Genomic DNA, 20,953 nt, shown 5'->3' on the forward strand with positions numbered 1-20,953 from the left:
CAGCTTGGAAGTCGGGGAACTCTCGTTGTGTGTTCAATAACCGTTTTGACGTTCTCGGCGTTTCTTGGCCATTGAGATCGTTACAGAATTTCTCTCGGGCGGAATAGCGGTTGCACCTAGCGTTTCCTCCCGGTCTCAGGGCGCCTATGTCGGTTTTGATGAGCCACCTGCATATCCCCGCGATGGGAACTGAAACCTGCTTCAGTACTTATCAAACGACTTCGCGAACGCCTGGCATCGACACCGGCTCTTCGGCAGCATCGCCCACACTTCGCCTCCGGCCCAGTTGCTCCGAAAACGCGAAAATCAATCACTTGATCCCCAATGCTGCGCTGGTTGCGCGCACGCCCCAAGTCTTGGAAGGCCAGACGTGGAACACAAGACTTGGAACACAAGACTTGGAACACAAGACTTGGAACACAAGACTTGGAACAGGAGAACAGGTGTTAAACAAAAACTCCTCCGGAGCCAAACTGGATCGCACGACGTGCGCCCAGGAACTCCCGCGCGCGATCGAGGGATGCTCCGCCGGTCGACAACGAGCCGGACAGAACGTTCTTGACCGGCAAGGGTATTGAGTACGCGGCCCCTTCTGGGCGCGGCAACCCAAGACGAAACGTTGGTGCTTAGTCCAGGCGGTTCCTGGACCGCCGCAAACGCGGCCACTCTCGAACATCTCGTCAATCGTGTCTCGCCCCAAGTGCGGGAGACACAGAAACTGAAGATCGACATGGCCGATGTCCGTGAACTGGACACCCTTGGCGCATGGTTGCTCGAGAGGATGTCACGCGGTGCATCCGAATCCGGTCATGCCGCGTCAGTTGTTGGCGTTGCGGGACGATATGAGGGCCTTGTCGAGGATGTTCGGCAGGTCAACCGCCGCAAGCCTCCGAGCCTGCCGGTGCAAAATCCCGTCCTTGCGCGATTAGAGACCGTCGGCCGTTCCACGTTCGGGGCCGCAGAAGACGTATCGGTCTTTCTGCAAATGCTGGGGGCCCTGAGTTCGGCCTGCCTCGGCGTCCTGCAAAGGCCCCGCTCGCTTCGGTTCAAGTCTCTGGTCTATCACCTGTATCAGGTCGGATGGCGAGCCATACCGATCATCGCCCTGGTCACCTTTCTGATCGGCGCCATCATTGCCCAGCAAGGCATCTTTCATTTTCGCAAGTTCGGCGCGGAGTCCTACGTCGTCGACCTGGTCGGAATTCTCGTGCTCCGCGAAATTGGCGTCCTGATCGTCGCCATTATGGTCGCCGGACGGTCCGGAAGCGCTTACACCGCCGAACTTGGCTCCATGAAAATGCGCGAGGAAATCGACGCTCTATCCACCATGGGGCTCGACCCCGTCGAAGTCCTGATCCTTCCACGCATCGTCGCGCTGGTCCTGGCGCTTCCGATCCTGGCCTTCATCGGATCGATGGCGGCTTTGTACGGCGGCGGTCTGGTCGCGTGGTTCTATGGCGGGATGAGTCCGGCGATATTTCTTGCTCGGCTTCACGAAGCGGTTTCCGTGACGCATTTCGAGGTTGGAATCATCAAGGCGCCCTTCATGGCGCTGGTGATCGGCATCGTCGCCAGCAGCGAGGGTTTGAGGGTCAAGGGAAGCGCCGAATCTCTGGGAAAGCAGACGACGATATCAGTCGTCAAATCGATCTTTCTCGTCATCGTACTCGACGGCGCTTTCGCCGTTTTCTTTGCATCGATCGGAATGTGACGATGCAGGGATCACCGGAGCAATTTGCCATTCGCGTCAACGATCTTGTGGTCGGGTTCCGTCAGCAAACCGTAATCGACCATCTGTCGCTGGACGTACGAAAAGGCGAAATCCTCGGTCTGGTCGGCGCGTCCGGTGGCGGCAAATCCGTGCTGATGCGGACGATCATCGGGCTTATTCCAAAACGGAGCGGCCACATCGAAGTCATGGGCGTCGATATCTGTGACAGCCACGGCCGGGACGTCCACACCGCTGCGATGTGGGGCATCCTGTTCCAACAGGGCGCGCTGTTTTCGTCCCTGACTGCACTGCAGAATATTCAGTTTCCGCTTCGCGAAAACCTCGTCCTCTCCGAATCCTTATTGAACGAGATCGCGACCGCCAAGCTCGAGATGGTCGGCTTGACGCCGGAGGACGGCGGCAAGTTTCCGTCCGAACTCTCGGGTGGTATGACCAAGCGCGTTGCGCTGGCGCGTGCGCTCGCACTGGACCCGGCCATCGTTTTTCTCGACGAACCGACATCCGGGCTGGATCCGATAGCGGCGGGCGACTTCGACGATCTGATCAGGACGTTGCAGGAAACGCTCGGACTGACGGTCTTCATGGTGACCCATGACCTTGCCAGCCTCAATACCGTGTGCGACCGCGTCGCAGCGCTCGCGGACGGCAAGATCGTTGCGATCGGCCCGATGAGCGAACTGCTTCGCTCCGACCACCCATGGGTCAAGGCGTACTTCCATGGCAAGCGCTCCCTGATGCTGCAACCAGAATCGAGCTGAGACAATGGAAACCCGTGCTCCCTTCATCATCGTCGGCGCCTTCGTCCTGGCAGCCATCGGCGCCGTCTTTGGATTCGTCTATTGGCTGCACAACACTGCCGGAACCGGTGCGCGGGCGGTCCACCATGTCCAGTTTGAAGGTTCCGTCTCGGGGCTGCTTGTTGGTGCCGCGGTGCTCTTCAATGGAATCCGCGTTGGAGAAGTCACCAATCTGGGATTGGTCGCGGACAGCCCGCGGCAAGTAGATGCGACTATCGCCGTGGTAACAGGCACACCAGTCCACGCTGACACAAAAGTTGGGCTCGACTTTCAGGGCCTCACAGGCGTTCCGGTGATCGCGCTGGAAGGCGGCAAGGAGGTCGGGGCGTCGATCGGTATGCAGACGCTCATCGCCGATCCGGAGGCGGGTCAAAGCATCACGCAAGCCGCGCGCAATGCACTGGGCAGGGTCGATTCCGTGCTGGCCGAAAACGCGGAGCCGTTGAAAAGCACGATCGCCAATCTGAAGACATTTACGGAAGGGCTTGCCAAGAATACCGGCGGGCTGGACTCGATCGTAGCCGGCCTTGTCAAGATGACGGGAGGTGGAGAGCAAGCGGTCCCCAAGACGATCTACGACCTCGGCATTCCCTCAGAATTTGATTCGCCGAAGAAGCCGCTCAACGAGCAATTGGTGATGCCGACGCCGACGGCGATCCTGCTGCTCGACACGCAGCGGTTCCTGCTTGAGCCCAACAAGGAGCTTCCGGGATTCTCGAACGCCCAATGGGCCGACAGCATTCCGAAGATGCTGCAGATAAAGCTCATTCAGAGCTTCGAAAATTACGATGTCGCCCACGCCCCGCTTCGCTCAACGGACAACCCGGGGACAAATCCTCAGCTTCTCGTCGACGTCAGAAGCTTCCAGATCAACACGGATCCTGAACCGACCGCAGAGATCGAGTTTTCGGCAAGGATATTGAACAAGGACGGACAAGTCGTGGCTTCGCGGCTGTTTCAGCAACGCCGAAAGCTCGACAAGCCTGACCCCGCCTCTGCCGTCGCTGCCTTCAACGACGCTTTCGCAAGCATCGCGACAGAACTGATCACATGGACAGCCAATGCAATATGAAACTCCGATGGCCACGCCACTGCAACCGACGTTCGGCAATGTAATTTCGGATCCATTGTCACCCGAACTGCTTCGCAAAATGCACGCCTACTGGCGCGCGGCGAATTATCTCTCCGTCGGTCAAATCTACCTGCAGGATAATCCGCTGCTGGAAACGCCCCTCAGGCTCGAACATATCAAGCCTCGCTTGCTCGGGCATTGGGGAACCACGACCGGACTGAATTTCCTGTACGTGCATCTGAACCGCCTGATCAAAGACAATGATCTGAATATGATCTACGTGATCGGTCCGGGCCACGGCGGTCCCGGCATCGTCGCGCACAGCTATCTCGAAGGTTCATACACGGAGCGGTATCCAGCCATCGAGCGCAGTCGCAACGGACTGCAACGGTTGTTTCGGCAATTCTCCTGGCCATATGGAATTCCCAGCCACGTCTCGCCGGAAACGCCCGGCTCGATTCATGAAGGTGGCGAACTCGGCTATTCGTTGGCCCACGCCTATGGCGCAGCCTTCGACAACCCCGATCTGATCGTCAGTTGCATTGTCGGCGACGGGGAAGCCGAAACCGGTGCTCTCGCGACCAGTTGGCACTCCAACAAATTCCTCAATCCGGCCCGCGATGGCGCGGTGCTTCCGATCCTTCATCTGAACGGATTCAAGATCGCCAACCCGACCGTGCTGGCCCGCATTAGCCGGCAAGAGCTGACCGAGCTATTGCGTGGCTACGGCTACGACCCCCATTTCGTCGAAGGTGACGATCCCGCCTTGGTGCACCAAGGCCTTGCGGGAACGCTCGACCGGGTTCTGCTCCAGATTCGGGATATCCAGAGCGCGGCCCGTACCCCTGGGAGGGAAATTCGCCTGGAGCGCCCACGCTGGCCAATGATCGTCTTTCGCACGCCCAAGGGTTGGACCGGGCCGAAATTCGTCGACGGCAAACCGGTCGAGGGTACGTGGCGGGCCCATCAGGTTCCAATCGCTGACTTCAAGGCGCCTGAACATTTGAAGCAACTCGAAGACTGGATGAGGAGTTATCGGCCACAGGAGTTGTTCGACGAGCACGGAAAATTCCGCGAGGAGTTCGCTGACCTGGCGCCGACCGGTCATCGCCGCATGGGCTCCAACCCGCACGCCAATGGCGGCGAATTGCTCCAGCCGTTATCGATGCCCCACTTCCACGACTACGCCGTGGCGGTGCCTGGGCCCGGCAGCGTGAGAGCCGAAGCAACGCGCGTGCTCGGAACATTCCTGCGCGACGTGATGAAGCTCAGCCTCGGGAAGCAGAATTTCCGGCTGTTTGGTCCGGACGAGACCGCATCGAACAGACTGGAAGCTGTTTACGAAGTCTCCGGGAAAGAGTGGATGGCTGACGTGGACGCGGTCGATATCGATCTCAGCACCGATGGCCGCGTCATGGAAATGCTGAGCGAGCATATGTGCGAAGGCTGGCTCGAGGGGTATCTGCTCACCGGACGCCATGGCCTGTTCTCGTGCTATGAGGCCTTCATCCACATTATCGATTCCATGTTCAATCAGCATGCGAAATGGCTCAAGGTCAGCAAGCAAATACCGTGGCGCAGGCCGATCGCCTCGCTCAATTATCTGCTGACGTCGCATGTCTGGCGGCAGGATCACAACGGCTTCTCACATCAAGACCCCGGCTTCATGGATCACGTCGCCAACAAGAAGGCCGATGTGGTCCGCATCTATTTGCCGCCGGACGCCAACTGCTTGCTGTCGGTGGCCGATCATTGTCTGCGCAGCCGCAACTACATCAATCTGATCGTCGCCGGCAAACAGCCGGAGTGGCAGTGGCTCGATATCGATTCCGCAACGCGCCATTGCACGGCCGGTGCTGGAATCTGGCACTGGGCCAGCAATGAGGGTGGCGATCCGGATGTGGTGATGGCCTGTGCCGGGGATGTGCCGACCCTGGAAACAATGGCCGCTGTAACCCTCTTGCGCGAATATGTCCCGGACATTCGAATTCGCGTCGTCAACGTGGTCGATTTGATGGTGTTGGAGCCGCAGTCCGCCCACCCGCACGGGCTTGAAGATCGTGATTTCGACGACCTGTTCACGACCGACAAGCCGGTCATCTTCGCCTTTCATGGCTATCCTGCGCTGATTCACAAGCTGACCTACCGGCGGCATAATCACGACAACATTCACGTTCGCGGCTTCCGGGATGAGGGCACCACCACAACACCGTTCGATATGGTCGTGCTGAATAATCTCGACCGCTATCAGCTCGCATTAGACGCCATCCGGCGCATCCCAAGGTTCAGCGACCAGGTGAAAAAGGCGACAGAGCGCTACTGGACATCGATGGAACGTCACAAACTCTACATCAGCGAACACGGAGACGACATGCCAGAGATCCGCGACTGGTGTTGGCAGGCGTGAGCACGATCGGTCCCGGAGGCGCGGTGACGAATACCCGGTCCGAACTCGCTATCCTGGCCCTGAACAGCGGCTCCTCTTCGCTGAAGTTCGGCCTGTACCGGGTTAGCGCCTCACGCACCGGGGCGCTGCTATCAGGCGCGGCGGAGTCGATCGGCGAGCCAGGCGGCAAATTTCGCGTGCAGAATTCGCAGGGCGGTGCGCTGACCTGCGATACCGCCCCCATTCCCAGCCAGCGCGACGCGATTATCCGCATCGGAATGCTTCTCGAAGCCTCGCAAATGCCAACGCCGGCAGCTATCGGGCACCGCATCGTCCATGGCGGACCAGGGCTTCGGCAGCATTGCGTGATCGACGAACAGGTCATGCAGAAGTTGGACTCCGCTTCCGCGTTTGCGCCGCTGCATATCCCGGCCGCCCTGTCGGTCATCCGCTTCGCGCAAGAGCACTTTCCGGATCTCCCGCAAATGGCATGTTTCGACACCACATTTCACGCCGGAATGCCTGATGTCGCCCGCCTACTCCCGATCCCCCAAGCGCTTCGGGCGGAAGGCATCGAACGCTACGGCTTTCACGGACTTTCCTGCGAGTCGATCGTGCATCAACTTGGCACCAACCTCCCCGACCGTCTCGTTATTGCTCACCTCGGCAATGGTGCCAGCGTCACTGCCGTCAAGGCGGGCAAGTCGGTCGATACCAGCATGGGACTGACGCCAAGCGGCGGGATCATCATGGGCACCCGGACCGGCGATCTGGACCCGGGGATCCTCGTCTATCTGATGCGCGAGAAGCAGTACGACGCAGCCGCGCTGGAGGACATGATCGATCACCGATCGGGACTGATCGGTATTTCCGGGATCAGCAGCGACATGCGGCGCCTGCATGATGCAGCATCGACCAGTCCCGACGCACGATTGGCGATCGACATGTTCTGCTATTCCGTCCGTAAACAGATAGCCGCCATGATGGTCGCTCTGGGTGGAGCTGACATGATCGTATTTACCGGCGGCATCGGGGAAAATGACAACGAGGTGCGGGCGGCGATTTGCGCCGGCCTATCCTGGTGCGGTATCCGCATCGGCGAAACGGTGGACCCGACGGCATCGCGAATCCCGGTGAATATCCTCGCGTCGCAGGAAGACGAGCAGATCGCCCGTCATACATGGGCATTATCGCCGGTCAGCTAACGGCTTTCGAGCGTGAGCGTGACATCGCACAAGCCGCAATCCTCGGCATCCGTCTTGATCTCAAATCCCAATTCCCGGCACATTTTCAGCATGACCGTATTTTCCTGGAGGATCTGGCCGGATATCCGTTTCAAGCGTTCCGATTTGGCGTACTCGATGATCAGCTGCATCAAGGACCAGCCCAATCCCCTGCCCTTGAGATCCGACCGCAGCACGATCGCGTATTCACCGGTCTCATGGGTCGCGTCGGTGTAGAGCTGCACGACGCCAAGCGTCTCATTGCTGGCTTCATCGATGGCGATAAACGCCATCGCGCGGGCGTAATCGAGTTCGGTCATTCTGGCGATGAATTGGTGCGAGAATTCCCTGATGGAATCGAAGAAGCGAAGCCGCAAATCTTCCTTGTTCACATGGACGAGAAGATCGCGGATCAAGTCCTCGTCATCCGGCCTGATCGGCCGGACAAATATGCGCCAGCTTTCTCCGAGGACGATATGTCGCTCCCATTGCGACGGATAAGGGCGAAGGGGCAAGGTCAATCCAATCATCCAGGCTGGCCGGCAATTTGGTCCGTTTGCTGCTTTTCACGCCGACCGAAGAATGATCGGCTACGGTACCATCCGGTCCGTCGCGGTAAGATATTTCCTGGCATAGGCAACGAGTTGCGCGTCTGTCGGATGGTCGACCGCTTCCACGCCGGCGATCACCTTCATGAGCTTCGGCTCATGCAGGCGAATGTACTCCACCAACTCGGTCTTTGCGTTCGCGGGCCCGGTGATGAGAACGGCGCCGGCGTCCGAGACCGATTCAGCGACAGCACGAAGATAGTCAGGGCTCGTCGATGCGTGCCCGGCCCCGATGGAATTTGCCTTGTGATGGATATGCTGTGTGGGATTGTCCGGGTGCAGCACCAGTGTGTCGACATCGGTCGGGCTGAAATGAAACACGCGCGCTTCACGGTGATCAATCCAGATCGCCGCATGATAATGATGTTCGGTCATGGAATAAGTCCTTTTCTGGCGATCGCGCGGACATGGCGGTCCCAATGGCAAACGCCGCCGGGATCAACTCAGTTCGCCCTCAACAACGCCTCATCCTCCGGAGAGTTCAGGTACATTCCCGACATCGGCTCGACCCAGCAAAGGTGGTCGTGAACGTTCGTGACACCCGAAACGTTCTCCGCAGCCACAATCGCAGCCTGGCGGGAACTCTCATTGGTAATAATGCCGCTAAGATGAACATTGCCGTTGCGCACGATGACGCCGAGCCCGAATGGCCCCCATTCGGCCTTCTCGATAGATGCAATGATATGGTGCCGAATATGATCATCGTCGGCGGTCGGATCGGGCACTTCCCGCGCCAGTTCGGCAACGGCCTGAAGCAGATTCGAGCGCGTTACGATGCCGACGAGCTGATCTCCACGCATAACCGGCAGCCGCTTGACGTTGTGGTGTTCCATCCGCTGCACGACATCTTCGAGTGTCGCGTCCTCTGACACGGTAAAAGGATCAAGTGTCATAATCTCACCAACCTTGTGTCCACTTTCACGGACGAAGTCGGCGGCCGCCTTGCCCGGACCAAGCAGGAATTTCAGCCACCGACCGCGCTTTCGCTGGGTCCCGATCTCTGCGCGGCGGATAAAATCGCCTTGCGAGACGATCCCGACCAATTTCCCCGCCTCGCCGATCACAGGGAGCCCACTCACATGGTTCTGCAGCATGATGTTGGCGGCATCAACGACGGAGTCAGCGGCACCCACCGTAATCACTTTAGTTGTCATTACTTGATGTGCTCGCATTCATGATCTCCCTGGTTTCACCGGCAGGACACAATACGTCAACCGCCGCATGTAGATCTCCAATCGTCAGATTTGGTGCCGCTTTGGCCTAGCGCGCTACAAGTCGCCAATACACGAACAGTTCCAACATCGATCGCGTTCGTTGCGACATTATTTCGGACAGCGTGAGCAATAGTGATCAGAATGTCCGGGTCTCGAATGCGCATACTGACTGGATTGCCGGCCCACCTGTCACATCTTCGGTGACTGAGAGTTCGGTAGCGCAGCTGCCTCAAACCTACGAGCTGGATTGGTATGTCCACGAACAGTATCTGGTTCACTACGGCAAACTATTGTCTGAGACGACCGACGCGACGACCCGGCAATCCGTATTGAAACTGCTTGCCAACGAGCGACAGCCAAGCGAGTTGAACCGATTTTGACGCTCGCGACGAGCGATGGCGCAATCGTGCTGAAGGGGAGCATCTACACTCATGGCAGGGATCAGCGATCGCAGTAAGCCGGGGGCTGGATGGTACGCGCGTCGCGGCTCGGTGGCATGGCGCGGACTTTTTACGTCTATGAACTTGAAGATAACAAAGCCGCTGATTTGGCCAGAACAGCAATCGCCGCGACAACCGGCGAAACGGTTGAGGCCGTAAAGCTACTAGAAATCCATGAACTTGAGGACCAAGGGTTGAAACCCGGCGATGTAAAGCAATACAGCTAGCTGCAGTGCTCGGAACGTGCGCCTAATCTGGAACGCATTCTTCGCGTTTGCGTCCGAATAGCCGACACCTATCTCCGACCACAGTCCCACGGGGTGCACTCGCTCCCGCGCCAAGACACCAATGAGCAGATCGTCCCTGCGCGGCTCATTGCGGACTAACTTGCAAGCTTCTGCTCGCCTTTCGGCAGGCACTAACTCCAGAACGGCGCCAGAACTGAAGCTTCAGCTTCCTGGCTAAGTCTTTGAAATCGCTTTGGATCGGGTGAAGGGAATCCAACCCTCGTATTCAGCTTGGAAGTCGGGAAATCTTGTAGTGTGTTCAGCGACCGTTCTGACATTTTCGCTGCTTTTGGCCCATTGAAGTCGCTACAGAATTTCTCGTTGTCGGAATGTGGTTGCGAGCCCCGTGGTCCCAGCCAAGACCCGTTTTGCGCCCTCCCTCGATTGATCTTTCTAAGACGAAGCGAAATGGCGATCGCTGGATCGGCATCGATTGCCCGGCTTCTTCAAGTTCGACATTTCGGATTCACTGCTGTCATGTGAAGAGATGACAGGCGACACGCCGATCAGGCCCGGATTCCCTGAGGATTGGCACCTCGACCCGGCAGCGCTCGAATGCGAACGGGCAGCGCGGATGAAAGCAGCAGCCCGGCGGTGGATCGAGCAGGCTCGGCACTTCGCCTGACACCACCGGACGTCTGACATAATTCGGATCAGCGCGCGGCACCGCGTCGAGCAGCGCGCGCGAATAGGGATGCTGCGGATCGCTGTAGATCTGCGATTTCGGCGCCGTCTCGACAATTGAACCGGCATACATAACCGCAACCCGCGTTGATACTGCCCGAACCACCGCGAGATCATGCGCGATAAACAAATAGCTGAGGCCGAGCCGGTCCTGCAGATCAAGCAGCAGGTTGACAACCTGGGCTTGCATGGAGACGTCGAGCGCAGACACCGGCTCGTCGCAGACCACAAACTGCGGATTGAGCGCCAACGCGCGGGCGATGACGATGCGCTGGCGTTGGCCGCCTGAGAACTCGTGCGGATAGCGATCGATGCTGGTCTTGGGCAACCCGACCAGATCGAGCAGTTCGGCGACGCGACCATTGCGATCCTTTCGCGACCACCCGCCAGCGATATCCAGCGGCTCGGCGATAGCGCTGCCGATCCGCATTCGCGGATTGAGCGAAGCATAAGGATCCTGAAACACGAATTGGAGCCGCGCGCGCACCTTTGCAAGCTGCGCCTTGCCATCGGCGCCGGTGATGTCGTGGCCGAACAGGCGCACGCAGCCACTGCCGGCCGGGACCAGCCCGACCAGGATGCGGCCGGCGGTGGTCTTGCCGGAGCCGGATTCGCCGACCAGTCCCAAGGTCTCGCCGCGCATGATCTCGAAATTGACACCGCTCAACGCGTGCAGCGTCGAGACGCCGCCGGCATGCTTGACGGAAAAGGTCTTTCTAAGGTCGCGGACCTCAACGATGGGCTGGTCAACCATGACGTACACCCAGAACCTGGATGCGCGGCGGGCAGCGCGCCGACTGGCCGTCACTGACCATCTGCATGGATGGCGGCTCATCGAGGCAGCTCGGCTGCACCAGCGCACAGCGAGGGCTGAAACGGCAACCGGGGATGATCTCCTGCGGGCCGGGAATGCGCCCTGCGATCGTGGTCAGCCTCGGTGCCTCACTGTCGAGCGCAGGCACCGCAGCGATCAGACCCATGGTGTAGGGATGTACCGGCCGGCGAAAAAGCTGTGTTACCGGCGCGTCCTCGACGACGCGGCCGGCATACATCACCACGACGCGCTGGGCGAATTCGGCGATCACGCCGAGATCGTGGGAGATCAGCATCACCGACATGCCCAATTCGCGGCGCAGGTCGCGCAGCAATTCAAGGATCTGCGCCTGGATGGTGACGTCCAGCGCGGTGGTCGGCTCATCGGCGATCAGCAGCCGCGGCTTGCAGGCGATGGCCATGGCGATCATCACGCGCTGCCGCATGCCGCCGGACAAGCGGTGCGGATAGTCGTCAGCGCGACGCGCGGCGTCGGGAATCCGCACCAGGCCGAGCAGCTCGACCACGCGCCTACGCGCGGCGGCGCCGGTGAGGCCCTGATGCTGGCGCAGCGTCTCGGAAATCTGGTCTGCAATGGTCAGCACAGGATTGAGCGATGACATCGGGTCCTGGAAGATCATCGCGATCTCGCTGCCGCGGATCCGCCGCATGGTCGAACTCTTGGCACGTAGCAGGTCGTCGTCCTGGTACAGAATCGAGCCTGACGGCATCCGCGTGCTGACGCGATCGTGCAGCTGCAGGACCGACAGCGCGGTGACGCTCTTGCCACTGCCGGATTCGCCCACAACGCCGACGCAATCGCCGGCGCCAACATCCAGCGAGACGTCGTCGATGGCCGTGACCCAGCCGGTATCGACGCGAAACTGGACGGTAAGGTTGCGGATAGAGAGCAGCGGGGCGGCCATCACTCGCCTCCCTTGAGGCGGGGGTCGAGCATGTCGCCCAACGCGTCGCCGAGCAGATTGAGGCTGAGCGCGGCGAGGCTGATGGCGATACCGGGAAACAACATCACCCACCAGGCCTGGGTGGCGTAGTCGCGGCCCTCGGCGATGATGTTGCCCCAGCTCGCGATAGGCGGCTGGATGCCGACGCCGAGAAAGCTGAGCGCCGCCTCAGCCAGCATCGCATAGGCGAAGATGAAGGTGAGGTGCACCAAGAGCGGGCTGAGGCAGTTCGGCAGGATGTGGCGCAGCACGATGCGCAGCGACGACGCGCCGGACACTTGCGCAGCCTGCACGAAATCCATCTCGCGCACGGTCAGCGCGGCGGCGCGGACAATGCGCACGCCAGCGGGAATGTAGGCAACAGTCAGAGCGATAATGACGCTGGAGACGCGCGGGCCCAGCGCCGCGGCGATACCCAGCGCCAGCAGGATGGCGGGGAACGACATCAGCGCATCCATCAACCGCATGATGACGCTGTCCAGCCGGCGCAGCTGCGCCGCGATCACGCCAAGAATGGCGCTGCATAGACCGGAGACCATGCAGACCGCGAAGCCGACGAACAGCGAAATACGCGCGCCGTACAATACGCGAGTGAAGACATCGCGGCCGAACTGGTCGGTGCCGAACCAGAACGCGGCCTGCGGCGGCCGGAAACGGAGACGCACCCGCATCGCGGAAGGATCGATCGGCGTAATCAGCGGAGCCAGCACCGCGAGAATCGCCAGCAGCGCGATGATGGTGAATCCGATCAGGAACGAGCGATGCCGCAGCAGCCGGCGCAGCGTGCCGTAGCCGCGCGGTGCGGCGATCGCTACCGCCGTCGCCGGAGCTCCGATACCGACGTCAGTCATGGCGCACACGCGGATCGGCGAGAGTGTAGAGGATGTCGACGATCAGGTTGATCATCACGAACGTGAAGCCGAGAATGAGCATGGTGCCCTGCACCAGCGGATAATCACGCGCCATGATGGCCTGCACCACCATGCGGCCGATGCCCGGCAGTGCGAACACCTGCTCGATGATCACCGAACCGCCGATAGCCGCACTCAGCAGAATGCCGGTGGCGGTGATGATCAGGATCAGCGCATTGCGCAGGGCGTGCTTGCCGACGGTGCGCCACTCGCTGAGCCCCTTGGCGCGTGCGGTCCGGATGTAGTCCTGGCTGAGCACATCGAGCATCGCTGAACGGGTCATGCGGGCGAGGAAGCCGATCTGGAACAACGACAGTGTCAACGCCGGCAGCGCCATGGAGGCGAACCACCGGCCCAGGCCCTGCGAGATCGGCGCAAAACCGCTCGAGGGTACCCAGCCCAGTTGCACGCTGAACAGGATCACGCCGAGGATCGCTATCCAGAATGCCGGGATGGAAACGCCGAGCAGCGCCACGGTCATCACCGCGGAGTCAATCCAGGTGCGCCGGAAATACGCCGCCAGAGATCCGAGAAATACGCCCACCGGAATCGTAAAACCGATGGACAATGCCGCCAGCGATAAGGTCACCGGCAGGCGTTCCCCCACCGCCGACAAAACGCTCTGGTTGAGGATCAGCGATGAGCCAAAGTTGCCGCGCGCCAGATTGAACAGCCAGATGCCGAGCTGCTCCAGGAACGAGCGATCGAGACCGAGTTGCCGTCGCACCTGTTCGATCGCCGCAGGCGAGGCCTGTTCGCCGGCAATGATCATCGCGGGATCGCCAGGCAGCAGGCTAAGCAGCAGAAACGCCAGGATCGAGATGATCAGGATGACCGGCACAGCCTGAAGGAATTTGACGGAAATGATGCGTATCAGAACGACCTCCTCCGACCGATCATCGGGAGCCGGCCGATGCTACGCATCAATTGAGCCACAGATCCCATAGCTGCAGGATGCCGGCGTAGTCGTTCTGGCCCTGCAGTTTCTTCGAATAGCCGCTCAGCCGGCCGGTATCTGCGATCTTGACGAGATAGCCGCCACCCAACACTTCTTTCTGGATCGTCAGCCAGCTGGCGCGTCGCGCTTCCAGCGTCGGACCCTGGAAGAACTCGGCATAGGCCTTGTCGATGACGTCGTTGCCGGTGATGTGCGGGAACGTGTAGAGCATCGGCCGCCACTGCTGCGGCCCGAGAATGTGATCGGGGCCGAACGCCGTGGTCGACAGGTTCCAGTCACCGGTGCCTTGCTGCATGTGCGACGCGTTTGTGGTCCAGTCGGTGACCTGAACATCGACGGTCATGCCGGCGGCCTTCAGCTGCTCGGCGACGATCAGCATGGTGTCGCGCATCCACTGATAGTTGCTGTTGGTCTCGATGATGATCTTTTCACCCTTGTAGCCGGCCTGATTCAGCAATTCCTTGGCCTTGGCCGGATTCTTGATGTCATACCAGGGGGTGGGCGCGGTATCACCGAGGAAGTAAGGCGTGCCGGGAAACGACATCCAGGGATTGCGCTTGTTGAGCCCACCGGCGCCTTCGATGATCTCATCGACATTGATCGCCGCGGCAATCGCCTGGCGAATCAGCACATTCGCGGTAAGGCCCTTCTGCGAATTGACGATGATGTAGCTGCCGAGTGTCGGAAATACTTCGCGGATCGCCAGATCCTTGCGCTCGGTGATCTTGGCGCTGAGGTCGGGCGGGACGCTGGAGATCAGCTGCGCCTCGCCGTTCTGCAAAGCGGCGATACGCGTCGTGATCTCCGGCATGAAGCGGTAGCGCACCGCATCGAGATAGACGGTCTTGCGGCCGGCATAGCCGTCGCGGCCCGGCGCGCTGGTGTCGGCGGTGTAGTCGTCAAAGCGGGTGATGATGATGTGGCTGTCCTTGACCCATTCGCCGAGCTTGTAGGGGCCAGTTCCGATCACCTCGATATCGCGGGCCGGCTTGTCCTTCTGCGACGCCGGCAGGATCATCAACGGATAGATCGGCGACTTGATGATGTCGAGCAGCACGACATTGGGCTCCTTCAGCACGATCACGAAGCTGTAGGGATCCGGCGTGTCGAAATGATCGACGGCATCGAGATTCTTGGCGTTGGGACTGATGCGCTTGTAGCGCTCGAACGACGCCTTGACGTCGGCCGACGTCATCTCCTGGCCGTTGTGAAATTTGACCCCTTTTCGCAGTTCGAACGAGTAGGTCTTGAAATCGGCGGAGGCGGTGGCTTTCGACGCCAGCATCGGTTTGGTGGCGTTGGCGTTGTCGAGGGTCACCAGGCCTTCGAAGATGTTATTGATGACTTCGAGCTCGACAGCGCTGGAGGCCATATAGGGATCCAGCGTGCCCGGACCGGATACGCTGGCATAGACCAGCGTGCCGCCCTTCTTTGGCGTTTGCGCGTTGGCGGCGCCGAGTGAAACTCCGAGGACCACGGCCAGGGCCACTGCAACGCCGCGTCGAGCGAGTTTCTGCTTCATTCGCCTGCTCCCGAGTGTTCGCCGCAAATTCCGTTTACGCCTGCAATCTAGAGCCCCGCCACGATCTTGAAGGCATCGTCGGTCACCGACAACGCATGATCGATATCCGCTGCGGTATGGGCGACGGAGAGAAACATGTTGTGCTTGGGGTGCATATAGACGCCACGCTTCAGCGTCTCCTGGGTGAAGCGGTTGCCTCTGGCGTAATCGGCGTCGTCCTCGAACAGGATGGTCGGCATCTGCACCGGACCGCTCTGGCGGACGCCGAGATTGTAGCGCCGTGCTTGCTCGGCGATGCCGTCGCGCAGCCGCTGTCCCATCGCGCGCATGTGCTCGGGGCCGCTCTCCGCTTCCAGCACATCCAGGGTCGCCAGTGACGCGGCCATCGAGACGGCACCGCACCAGAACGAGCCGGTCGCGAACAGCGCCGCCGCCGCGTCGCGAAACCGGTCGTTGCCCATCACTGCAGAAAGCGCGTAACCGTTGGCGATCGCCTTGCTCCAGGCACTGAGATCCGGTTGCACACCGATCTGGTCCCAACTGCCATGCAGCGTTAGCCGGAAGCCGGCGCGAACGTCATCGAGGATCAAAGCCGCATCGTTGGCATCGCACAACGCCCGTGCACGCTGCGCGAACGCCAGATCCGGCAATTCTTGATGCTGGCCGTAGTCATGTTTGAACGCCGACACCACGATGGCCGCGAGATCATCGCCCGCCTGCGTCACCGCGGCCTCAAGGCTGGCCACGTCGTTGTAGTCGAAATACAGGATGTGGGCACGATCCTCGGACATTACGCCGTAGGGATGCGGCGAGCACCACGGAACGGCGCCGTGATAGGCGCCCTTGGCCAGCAACGCCTTGCGCTTGCCGGTCGCTCCGCGCGCCAGCGTCACGCAGGTGGTTGTGGCGTCGGTGCCGTTCTTGGAAAATAGTGCCCAGTCGGCATGGGTGACGAGGCCAACCACGCGCTCCGCCAGCTCGACCATGCGCTCGGATGGTCCGTTGAGGACGTCGCCCTGCTCCATCTGCCTGCGCGCCGCAGCGTCCACCACCGGATGATGGTGCCCGAGCACGATCGGGCCCCAGCTGCACATGAAATCGAGGTATTTGCGACCGTCCACATCCCAGATATGGCAGCCCTCGCCGCGGGCGAAGAACTGCGGATAGCCGTCCGGCAGACCGCTGGCGCGCATATGGCCATACATGCCACCGGGCACGACGCGGCTGGCGCGGTCACGAAGGCTCTTGTCGATCGGGCGGAGGTCACTCGTCATCAGCTACCATGCTCCATCGTCAGCGCGAGGATATATGATATATTCTTGGCGGCAAGCATCACCCTGACGTCATTGGCGGCAGAACCGGATGAAAAGACGCTCAAGCTGCGCTTGTTTTGCCCGAAGACGCCGCGCGCTGGCTAAATTGCAATTCGACGACGCCCTGCGCGGTCTCCACCATGACGGCACGGCCGTCTTCGATCTGCTCGAGCAGGTCGACCATCGCTTTGCCGCCCTCGATAATGTCGGCGAGGATCGCATGACGCGCCAGCGCCGCGTCGTTGCTGCGCAGCGCGTCCATCAAATTCAAATGCTGGTGCCGCACCGGATAGGCGGGCGGCGCGTGTGGATACAACAGCTTGAGCATCGGCCCGTGTCGCAGCCAGATGCTTTCCAGAATCGAGACCAAGTCCTCGATGCCCGAGGCGCGGTACACCAGAAAATGGAACTGGTAGTTGGTGAGCGTCGCTGCTTCATAGTCCGCCGTCTGCTCAGCCTCGATCAGCTGCGCGTGCAGGATCTCCAGTTGCGCGATCATGGCCGGGGTCATCCGCGGCGTCGCCTTCTCGGTCGCCATGCCTTCCAGCAGGAAGCGGATTTCGCGCAGTTCGAGATAGCGCGCGCGCGACAGCTTGACGACGTTGATGGTCGCGCCCGACCGCATTTCCAGTCCGCCTTCGCGGACCAGCTGCATCATCGCCTCGCGCACCGGCGTGTCGCTGACCTGCATGGCCGCCGCCACCTCGCGCACCCGCAGGCGCTGGCCAGGCCAGAAATTGCCAGACATCAACCCGATCCGCATCTGGTCATAGACCCGCGAAGTGAGGTTATCCCGGTTGCTGACTTTCAGGCCTTTGAGCATCGTGCCTCAGGAAGTAAATCGCGACTCGTCCACAAGCCGTCGCCCACCAAATCATCTCCGGCCGTCACGCCGGGCGCAATTGCTGATGCGACGTGGCCGACGACTCGATCTGCTTCCAGTCATATAGCATCGAGACCATTTTTCCTTCTGCCCAAGCGGCATTCTGGTTGTCGTAGCTCGGGCTGGCCGTATGGCCGGACGCGCCGTGGAACACGATCCACTGGCAATTGTCCCAGGCGCCGACGTCGAACACGTAGCGCGACAATGCCGCATAGGTCGCCTTGGCGCCAAGCCGAGCAATATAGCCGGTGGCGAACGGGGTATCATTGTCGCCGCCGAGCAATCCGCAGGGCTTGTCGAGCGATGCGGCATACTCCGGATGGATCGCCGACAGCGGATGACGCAGGATCGGCCGGTGAACCGCGGCCCAGTCTTCCGCGGGGCAATCCCTCGCCGCGTCAACCAGCGCCTGTGCCAGCAACTCGTCCCATGAGGCGCCCTTCAGCAGGCCGGTATCGTTCGCGCGCAAAAGCTGCGGCACGGTCCACCATATCTGGCTCTCGCCAAAGATCCCCGGCGGCACCTTGGTGTACGGACTCTCGGACACTGCACGGACGCCGCTTTTGTCCGCGACCAGTTTGGTCAGCGCGGTGCGCAGGGCCACATAGGCGACCGCGGCCTTGGACTGTGCGTCCATCGCGCCGTCCCAGTCGAGAATGCGGTCGCGCAGGACCAGAGCTTCTCCAGTGACTGCGACGTTGCGGATCCGGTCGCGAAACTCGATCGCCACCACGCTGAGCGTATCGCGATGAATCGACGCCATGTCCTCCACCGTCGCTTTCGTCAGCCCGGCGAGGCACTGCCAGATCCGCCGCGTGCGGTGCGGCGGCATGGCGTCGGTGCAAAAATAATGAGTGCCATTCTCGATCACGCGGTTGTTCGCGGTGACGATGACGTGCTCGACCGGATCAATGGTGCACGGCATGTCTGCGAACGGGATTATCCCCTTCCACTCGTGCTCGCCGGTCCAGCCCGGCACAGGCAGCCAGCCATTGGCGCGCGGGCGCACAGGCACCTTGGCGCGAACGCGGTTACCGATCTGACCCTTGATATCGGCGGCGACCAGATTGTGATCCATCAGGCCCCATTCAGCGCCGGCCTCGTATAGCTCTTCGACCGTGTTAGAACGCAGCACTTTCAATGTGCAGTCGAACGAGGTGTCGGGTTCTGCGAATTGCATGGAACGCAGCACTAAAGCAGTGCCGGCCTTGGGGTCGCCGACTATGACCGGACCGTGCATTGTCTCCACCACGTCGATCACCACATCAGCCTCGCCGCGCACAGAAATGGTCTCCGCACGATGAGTGACCGGCGACCAGCCGCCCTTGAAGGCGGTGTTTTCGACCGCAGCATCGAAGCGCTCGATATAGAGATCATGAATGTCGACAAAGGCATGGGTGACGCACCACGCCACCTTGCCGTTATGACCGAAATTGGGAAAGCCCGGCGCGCCCGGCACGGAAAGGCCGACGGCGTCGAACTCGTCGCAGGCCAGATGCGCCTGATAGTACATGCTTGGCATTTCCAGCACGCGGTGCGGATCGCCCGCCAGCAGCGGACGGCCGGTGGCGGTGCGCTGCGACGACAGCACCCAGTTGTTGCTGCCGCCGGCGACTTCGGCTTCCGCCTGATAGTTGCCGGTAGCCAGCATCGCCTCCAGTCCGGGCTTGAGGTCGGCCAAGGCCGCGAGATACCGCTCGCCTTCCGCACCCGGCGGAATGCACAACATGTCGTCGCCGCCGTCGTCAAAACGCAGCTTTCCGATTTCGCCAGCGCCAACGATGGGCAACGCCGCCGCTCGCCACAATTTCCACCACACCGACCCCATCAGGAAGCCGATCTGGCGCATCACCGCCATCGAATGCCACGGCTCCCAGGCCGAGGGCTTCGCGCCCAGAAGAGCGTATTCCGCAGGCCAAGTGCCAAGCGCGATGAAGGCATTAACACCGCGCGCATAGGCTTCAAGCATTGCCTTTGTTTCGGCATTGAGCAGGGTGAAATCGCGCTTCGAGGCGCCCGTGGTGTTGAGCTGGCGCGCCAGGATGTCAGCGGCAATGGCCGGCTTTCCGACCCACTCCGCATAGCGCCCGGTACCTCGACGCAGCAGCGCTTCCATCTGCCAGAGCCGGTCCTGCGCATGGGCGAAGCCGAGCCCGGCGAAACCGTCGGTGGTGGAGGCCGCGCGGATATGCGGTATGCCCCAGGCGTCGCGGCGGAGATCAACAGCCGCGGAGAGCCCGGGCACAACCGCCGCGCTATCCAGATCCGGCAAATAATCCTTCGAGCTGAAATCGATCGTGTTTGCCATTAATCCCTTCCAGGCTCGTATGGCGCGTCGTCAGCGTGCCAGCGGCACGGCCGGTGGACTCCAATATATCATATATTATCCCAGTAACTTCTTGAATTGCTGCTCTGGCCCGGTTCGGTAAGACTTATGCGTGGGCGGGCGCTCTACATCGCGGGCGAGCCTCTCGAGGCGGCGATCTCACGCGACATCTGATCATGCGATCCGGGCGCGCGGTCACTCCGGCCACGTCGATCTTTGCGCGTTTCCTGCAAAAGGCCATCAGAGCGATCCGACAGGGACGAAGTCAGCTGCGCCGCACCAAGGGTTGGTGGCCGCTAGACTAGCGCAGGATCATTGATCGTCGCCGGCGTGTTGTTGACTATCCCACGTTGTCGTCAGTGACGTCGCCGTTGACGACGTCCGCGTTGCCGTTAGCTGCGCGAATGCACGGCGAAAAGCGGCGCTTTCCGCGACCGCCCCCGCTCACTTCAGAAAGCTTGCTCACGTTGGATGTTGCAAGATTTTTCCTGATCTCCCGGTGCACACGTTGTGCACGCGTGACCCTCTGACCAATTGAAAAACCTAAACTCTCGGTCCAATCCATCATTGGACCAATGGCGGGCAGATCGCGACCGATCGTCTGACCACTTCATTTGCGCAAATTTTTGCAAGCCCTGCGTTCGACCTATCCTAGTTCTACGCCACCGTCGCCGATTTACACACGCGCGTTCAGCACCTCTTCTCCAAACCAAGAAACTCGATTTTGATGAGCTCGTACCATTGGTCTAGAACAGTACGGGGAGTACGAAGGGTATCAAGAGACATGCGAAACATTCGATCGGAAAGCGAGTATCAGAA

16 protein-coding genes and 1 pseudogene are annotated in these 20,953 nt (G+C 60.6%); 6 read left to right on the forward strand and 11 right to left on the reverse strand.

Annotated elements, in window-relative coordinates:
- The first annotated feature begins 574 nt into the window (after nucleotides 1–574).
- From UP10_RS02420 to UP10_RS02440, 5 genes are read left to right on the forward strand one after another with little or no spacing between them, the layout of a single operon-like run.
- A complete protein-coding gene (locus tag UP10_RS02420; RefSeq protein ID WP_044585797.1) occupies nucleotides 575–1,711 on the forward strand; it encodes an ABC transporter permease in 1,137 nt (378 codons plus the stop codon).
- 2 nt (nucleotides 1,712–1,713) lie between these two features.
- Nucleotides 1,714–2,490, forward strand: coding sequence for an ABC transporter ATP-binding protein (locus UP10_RS02425; RefSeq protein WP_044585798.1), 777 nt, complete (start codon nucleotides 1,714–1,716; stop codon nucleotides 2,488–2,490).
- Between the two features lie 4 nt (nucleotides 2,491–2,494).
- Nucleotides 2,495–3,601 carry an ABC-type transport auxiliary lipoprotein family protein gene (locus tag UP10_RS02430; protein ID WP_044585799.1) on the forward strand — a complete coding sequence of 369 codons (1,107 nt, stop codon included), beginning with the start codon at nucleotides 2,495–2,497 and terminating at the stop codon, nucleotides 3,599–3,601.
- Between the two features lie 43 nt (nucleotides 3,602–3,644).
- Nucleotides 3,645–6,008: a phosphoketolase family protein gene (locus UP10_RS02435; protein ID WP_197086737.1), complete on the forward strand. Its 2,364-nt coding sequence runs from the start codon at nucleotides 3,645–3,647 to the stop codon at nucleotides 6,006–6,008.
- The gene (locus UP10_RS02440) at nucleotides 6,005–7,192 is read left to right on the forward strand and encodes an acetate/propionate family kinase (protein WP_197086727.1); all 1,188 of its coding nucleotides are present in this window, start codon (nucleotides 6,005–6,007) and stop codon (nucleotides 7,190–7,192) included. Before UP10_RS02435 ends, UP10_RS02440 begins: the two co-directional genes overlap by 4 nt.
- Here UP10_RS02440 and UP10_RS02445 read toward each other — a convergent pair.
- From UP10_RS02445 to UP10_RS02455, 3 genes and pseudogenes are all read right to left on the reverse strand, one after another.
- Nucleotides 7,189–7,719: pseudogene (locus UP10_RS02445) on the reverse strand (GNAT family N-acetyltransferase); the annotation flags it as partial. The gene UP10_RS02440 and the pseudogene UP10_RS02445 overlap by 4 nt on opposite strands.
- Before the next feature lie 81 nt (nucleotides 7,720–7,800).
- Entirely contained in the window at nucleotides 7,801–8,193 is a 393-nt protein-coding gene (locus tag UP10_RS02450) for a translational machinery protein (RefSeq protein ID WP_044585802.1), read from the reverse strand.
- A gap of 68 nt (nucleotides 8,194–8,261) precedes the next feature.
- Nucleotides 8,262–8,990: a CBS domain-containing protein gene (locus UP10_RS02455; protein ID WP_044585803.1), complete on the reverse strand. Its 729-nt coding sequence runs from the start codon at nucleotides 8,988–8,990 to the stop codon at nucleotides 8,262–8,264.
- 511 nt (nucleotides 8,991–9,501) lie between these two features.
- Here UP10_RS02455 and UP10_RS43910 point away from each other — a divergent pair.
- Nucleotides 9,502–9,699 (forward strand): hypothetical protein, encoded by a 198-nt coding sequence (locus UP10_RS43910; protein WP_156179622.1) that lies wholly within the window; start codon nucleotides 9,502–9,504, stop codon nucleotides 9,697–9,699.
- Between the two features lie 535 nt (nucleotides 9,700–10,234).
- Here UP10_RS43910 and UP10_RS02465 read toward each other — a convergent pair.
- The 8 genes from UP10_RS02465 to UP10_RS42510 form a co-directional block, all read right to left on the reverse strand.
- Nucleotides 10,235–11,197, reverse strand: coding sequence for an ABC transporter ATP-binding protein (locus UP10_RS02465; protein ID WP_082076957.1), 963 nt, complete (start codon nucleotides 11,195–11,197; stop codon nucleotides 10,235–10,237).
- Nucleotides 11,190–12,182: an ABC transporter ATP-binding protein gene (locus UP10_RS02470; protein WP_044585806.1), complete on the reverse strand. Its 993-nt coding sequence runs from the start codon at nucleotides 12,180–12,182 to the stop codon at nucleotides 11,190–11,192. The genes UP10_RS02465 and UP10_RS02470 overlap by 8 nt, the downstream gene beginning before the upstream one ends.
- A complete protein-coding gene (locus UP10_RS02475; RefSeq protein WP_082076958.1) occupies nucleotides 12,182–13,072 on the reverse strand; it encodes an ABC transporter permease in 891 nt (296 codons plus the stop codon). Before UP10_RS02475 ends, UP10_RS02470 begins: the two co-directional genes overlap by 1 nt.
- Nucleotides 13,065–14,009: an ABC transporter permease gene (locus UP10_RS02480; RefSeq protein WP_283807620.1), complete on the reverse strand. Its 945-nt coding sequence runs from the start codon at nucleotides 14,007–14,009 to the stop codon at nucleotides 13,065–13,067. Before UP10_RS02480 ends, UP10_RS02475 begins: the two co-directional genes overlap by 8 nt.
- A gap of 46 nt (nucleotides 14,010–14,055) precedes the next feature.
- Entirely contained in the window at nucleotides 14,056–15,612 is a 1,557-nt protein-coding gene (locus UP10_RS02485; protein WP_044585807.1) for an ABC transporter substrate-binding protein, read from the reverse strand.
- Between the two features lie 47 nt (nucleotides 15,613–15,659).
- Nucleotides 15,660–16,886: an aminotransferase class III-fold pyridoxal phosphate-dependent enzyme gene (locus UP10_RS02490; RefSeq protein ID WP_044585808.1), complete on the reverse strand. Its 1,227-nt coding sequence runs from the start codon at nucleotides 16,884–16,886 to the stop codon at nucleotides 15,660–15,662.
- A gap of 100 nt (nucleotides 16,887–16,986) precedes the next feature.
- Nucleotides 16,987–17,748 (reverse strand): GntR family transcriptional regulator, encoded by a 762-nt coding sequence (locus UP10_RS02495; protein WP_044585809.1) that lies wholly within the window; start codon nucleotides 17,746–17,748, stop codon nucleotides 16,987–16,989.
- Nucleotides 17,749–17,812: 64 nt separating this feature from the next.
- Complete coding sequence (locus UP10_RS42510) at nucleotides 17,813–20,116, reverse strand: penicillin acylase family protein (protein ID WP_082076959.1); 2,304 nt, start codon at nucleotides 20,114–20,116, stop codon at nucleotides 17,813–17,815.
- Nucleotides 20,117–20,953 lie beyond the last annotated feature (837 nt).

Origin of the sequence: Bradyrhizobium sp. LTSPM299 (assembly GCF_000938235.1) — a bacterium.
GTDB lineage: Bacteria > Pseudomonadota > Alphaproteobacteria > Rhizobiales > Xanthobacteraceae > Bradyrhizobium.

Bases quoted from the DNA above. Each gene is read 5' to 3' on its own strand.
- UP10_RS43910 (WP_156179622.1), top strand. From the start codon at position 9,502: ATGGTACGCGCGTCGCGGCTCGGTGGCATGGCGCGGACTTTTTACGTC.
- UP10_RS42510 (WP_082076959.1), bottom strand. From the start codon at position 20,116: ATGGCAAACACGATCGATTTCAGCTCGAAGGATTATTTGCCGGATCTG.
- UP10_RS02450 (WP_044585802.1), bottom strand. From the start codon at position 8,193: ATGACCGAACATCATTATCATGCGGCGATCTGGATTGATCACCGTGAA.
- UP10_RS02465 (WP_082076957.1), bottom strand. From the start codon at position 11,197: ATGGTTGACCAGCCCATCGTTGAGGTCCGCGACCTTAGAAAGACCTTT.
- UP10_RS02455 (WP_044585803.1), bottom strand. From the start codon at position 8,990: ATGCGAGCACATCAAGTAATGACAACTAAAGTGATTACGGTGGGTGCC.
- UP10_RS02490 (WP_044585808.1), bottom strand. From the start codon at position 16,886: ATGACGAGTGACCTCCGCCCGATCGACAAGAGCCTTCGTGACCGCGCC.
- UP10_RS02425 (WP_044585798.1), top strand. From the start codon at position 1,714: ATGCAGGGATCACCGGAGCAATTTGCCATTCGCGTCAACGATCTTGTG.
- UP10_RS02485 (WP_044585807.1), bottom strand. From the start codon at position 15,612: ATGAAGCAGAAACTCGCTCGACGCGGCGTTGCAGTGGCCCTGGCCGTG.
- UP10_RS02475 (WP_082076958.1), bottom strand. From the start codon at position 13,072: ATGACTGACGTCGGTATCGGAGCTCCGGCGACGGCGGTAGCGATCGCC.
- UP10_RS02430 (WP_044585799.1), top strand. From the start codon at position 2,495: ATGGAAACCCGTGCTCCCTTCATCATCGTCGGCGCCTTCGTCCTGGCA.
- UP10_RS02495 (WP_044585809.1), bottom strand. From the start codon at position 17,748: ATGCTCAAAGGCCTGAAAGTCAGCAACCGGGATAACCTCACTTCGCGG.
- UP10_RS02470 (WP_044585806.1), bottom strand. From the start codon at position 12,182: ATGGCCGCCCCGCTGCTCTCTATCCGCAACCTTACCGTCCAGTTTCGC.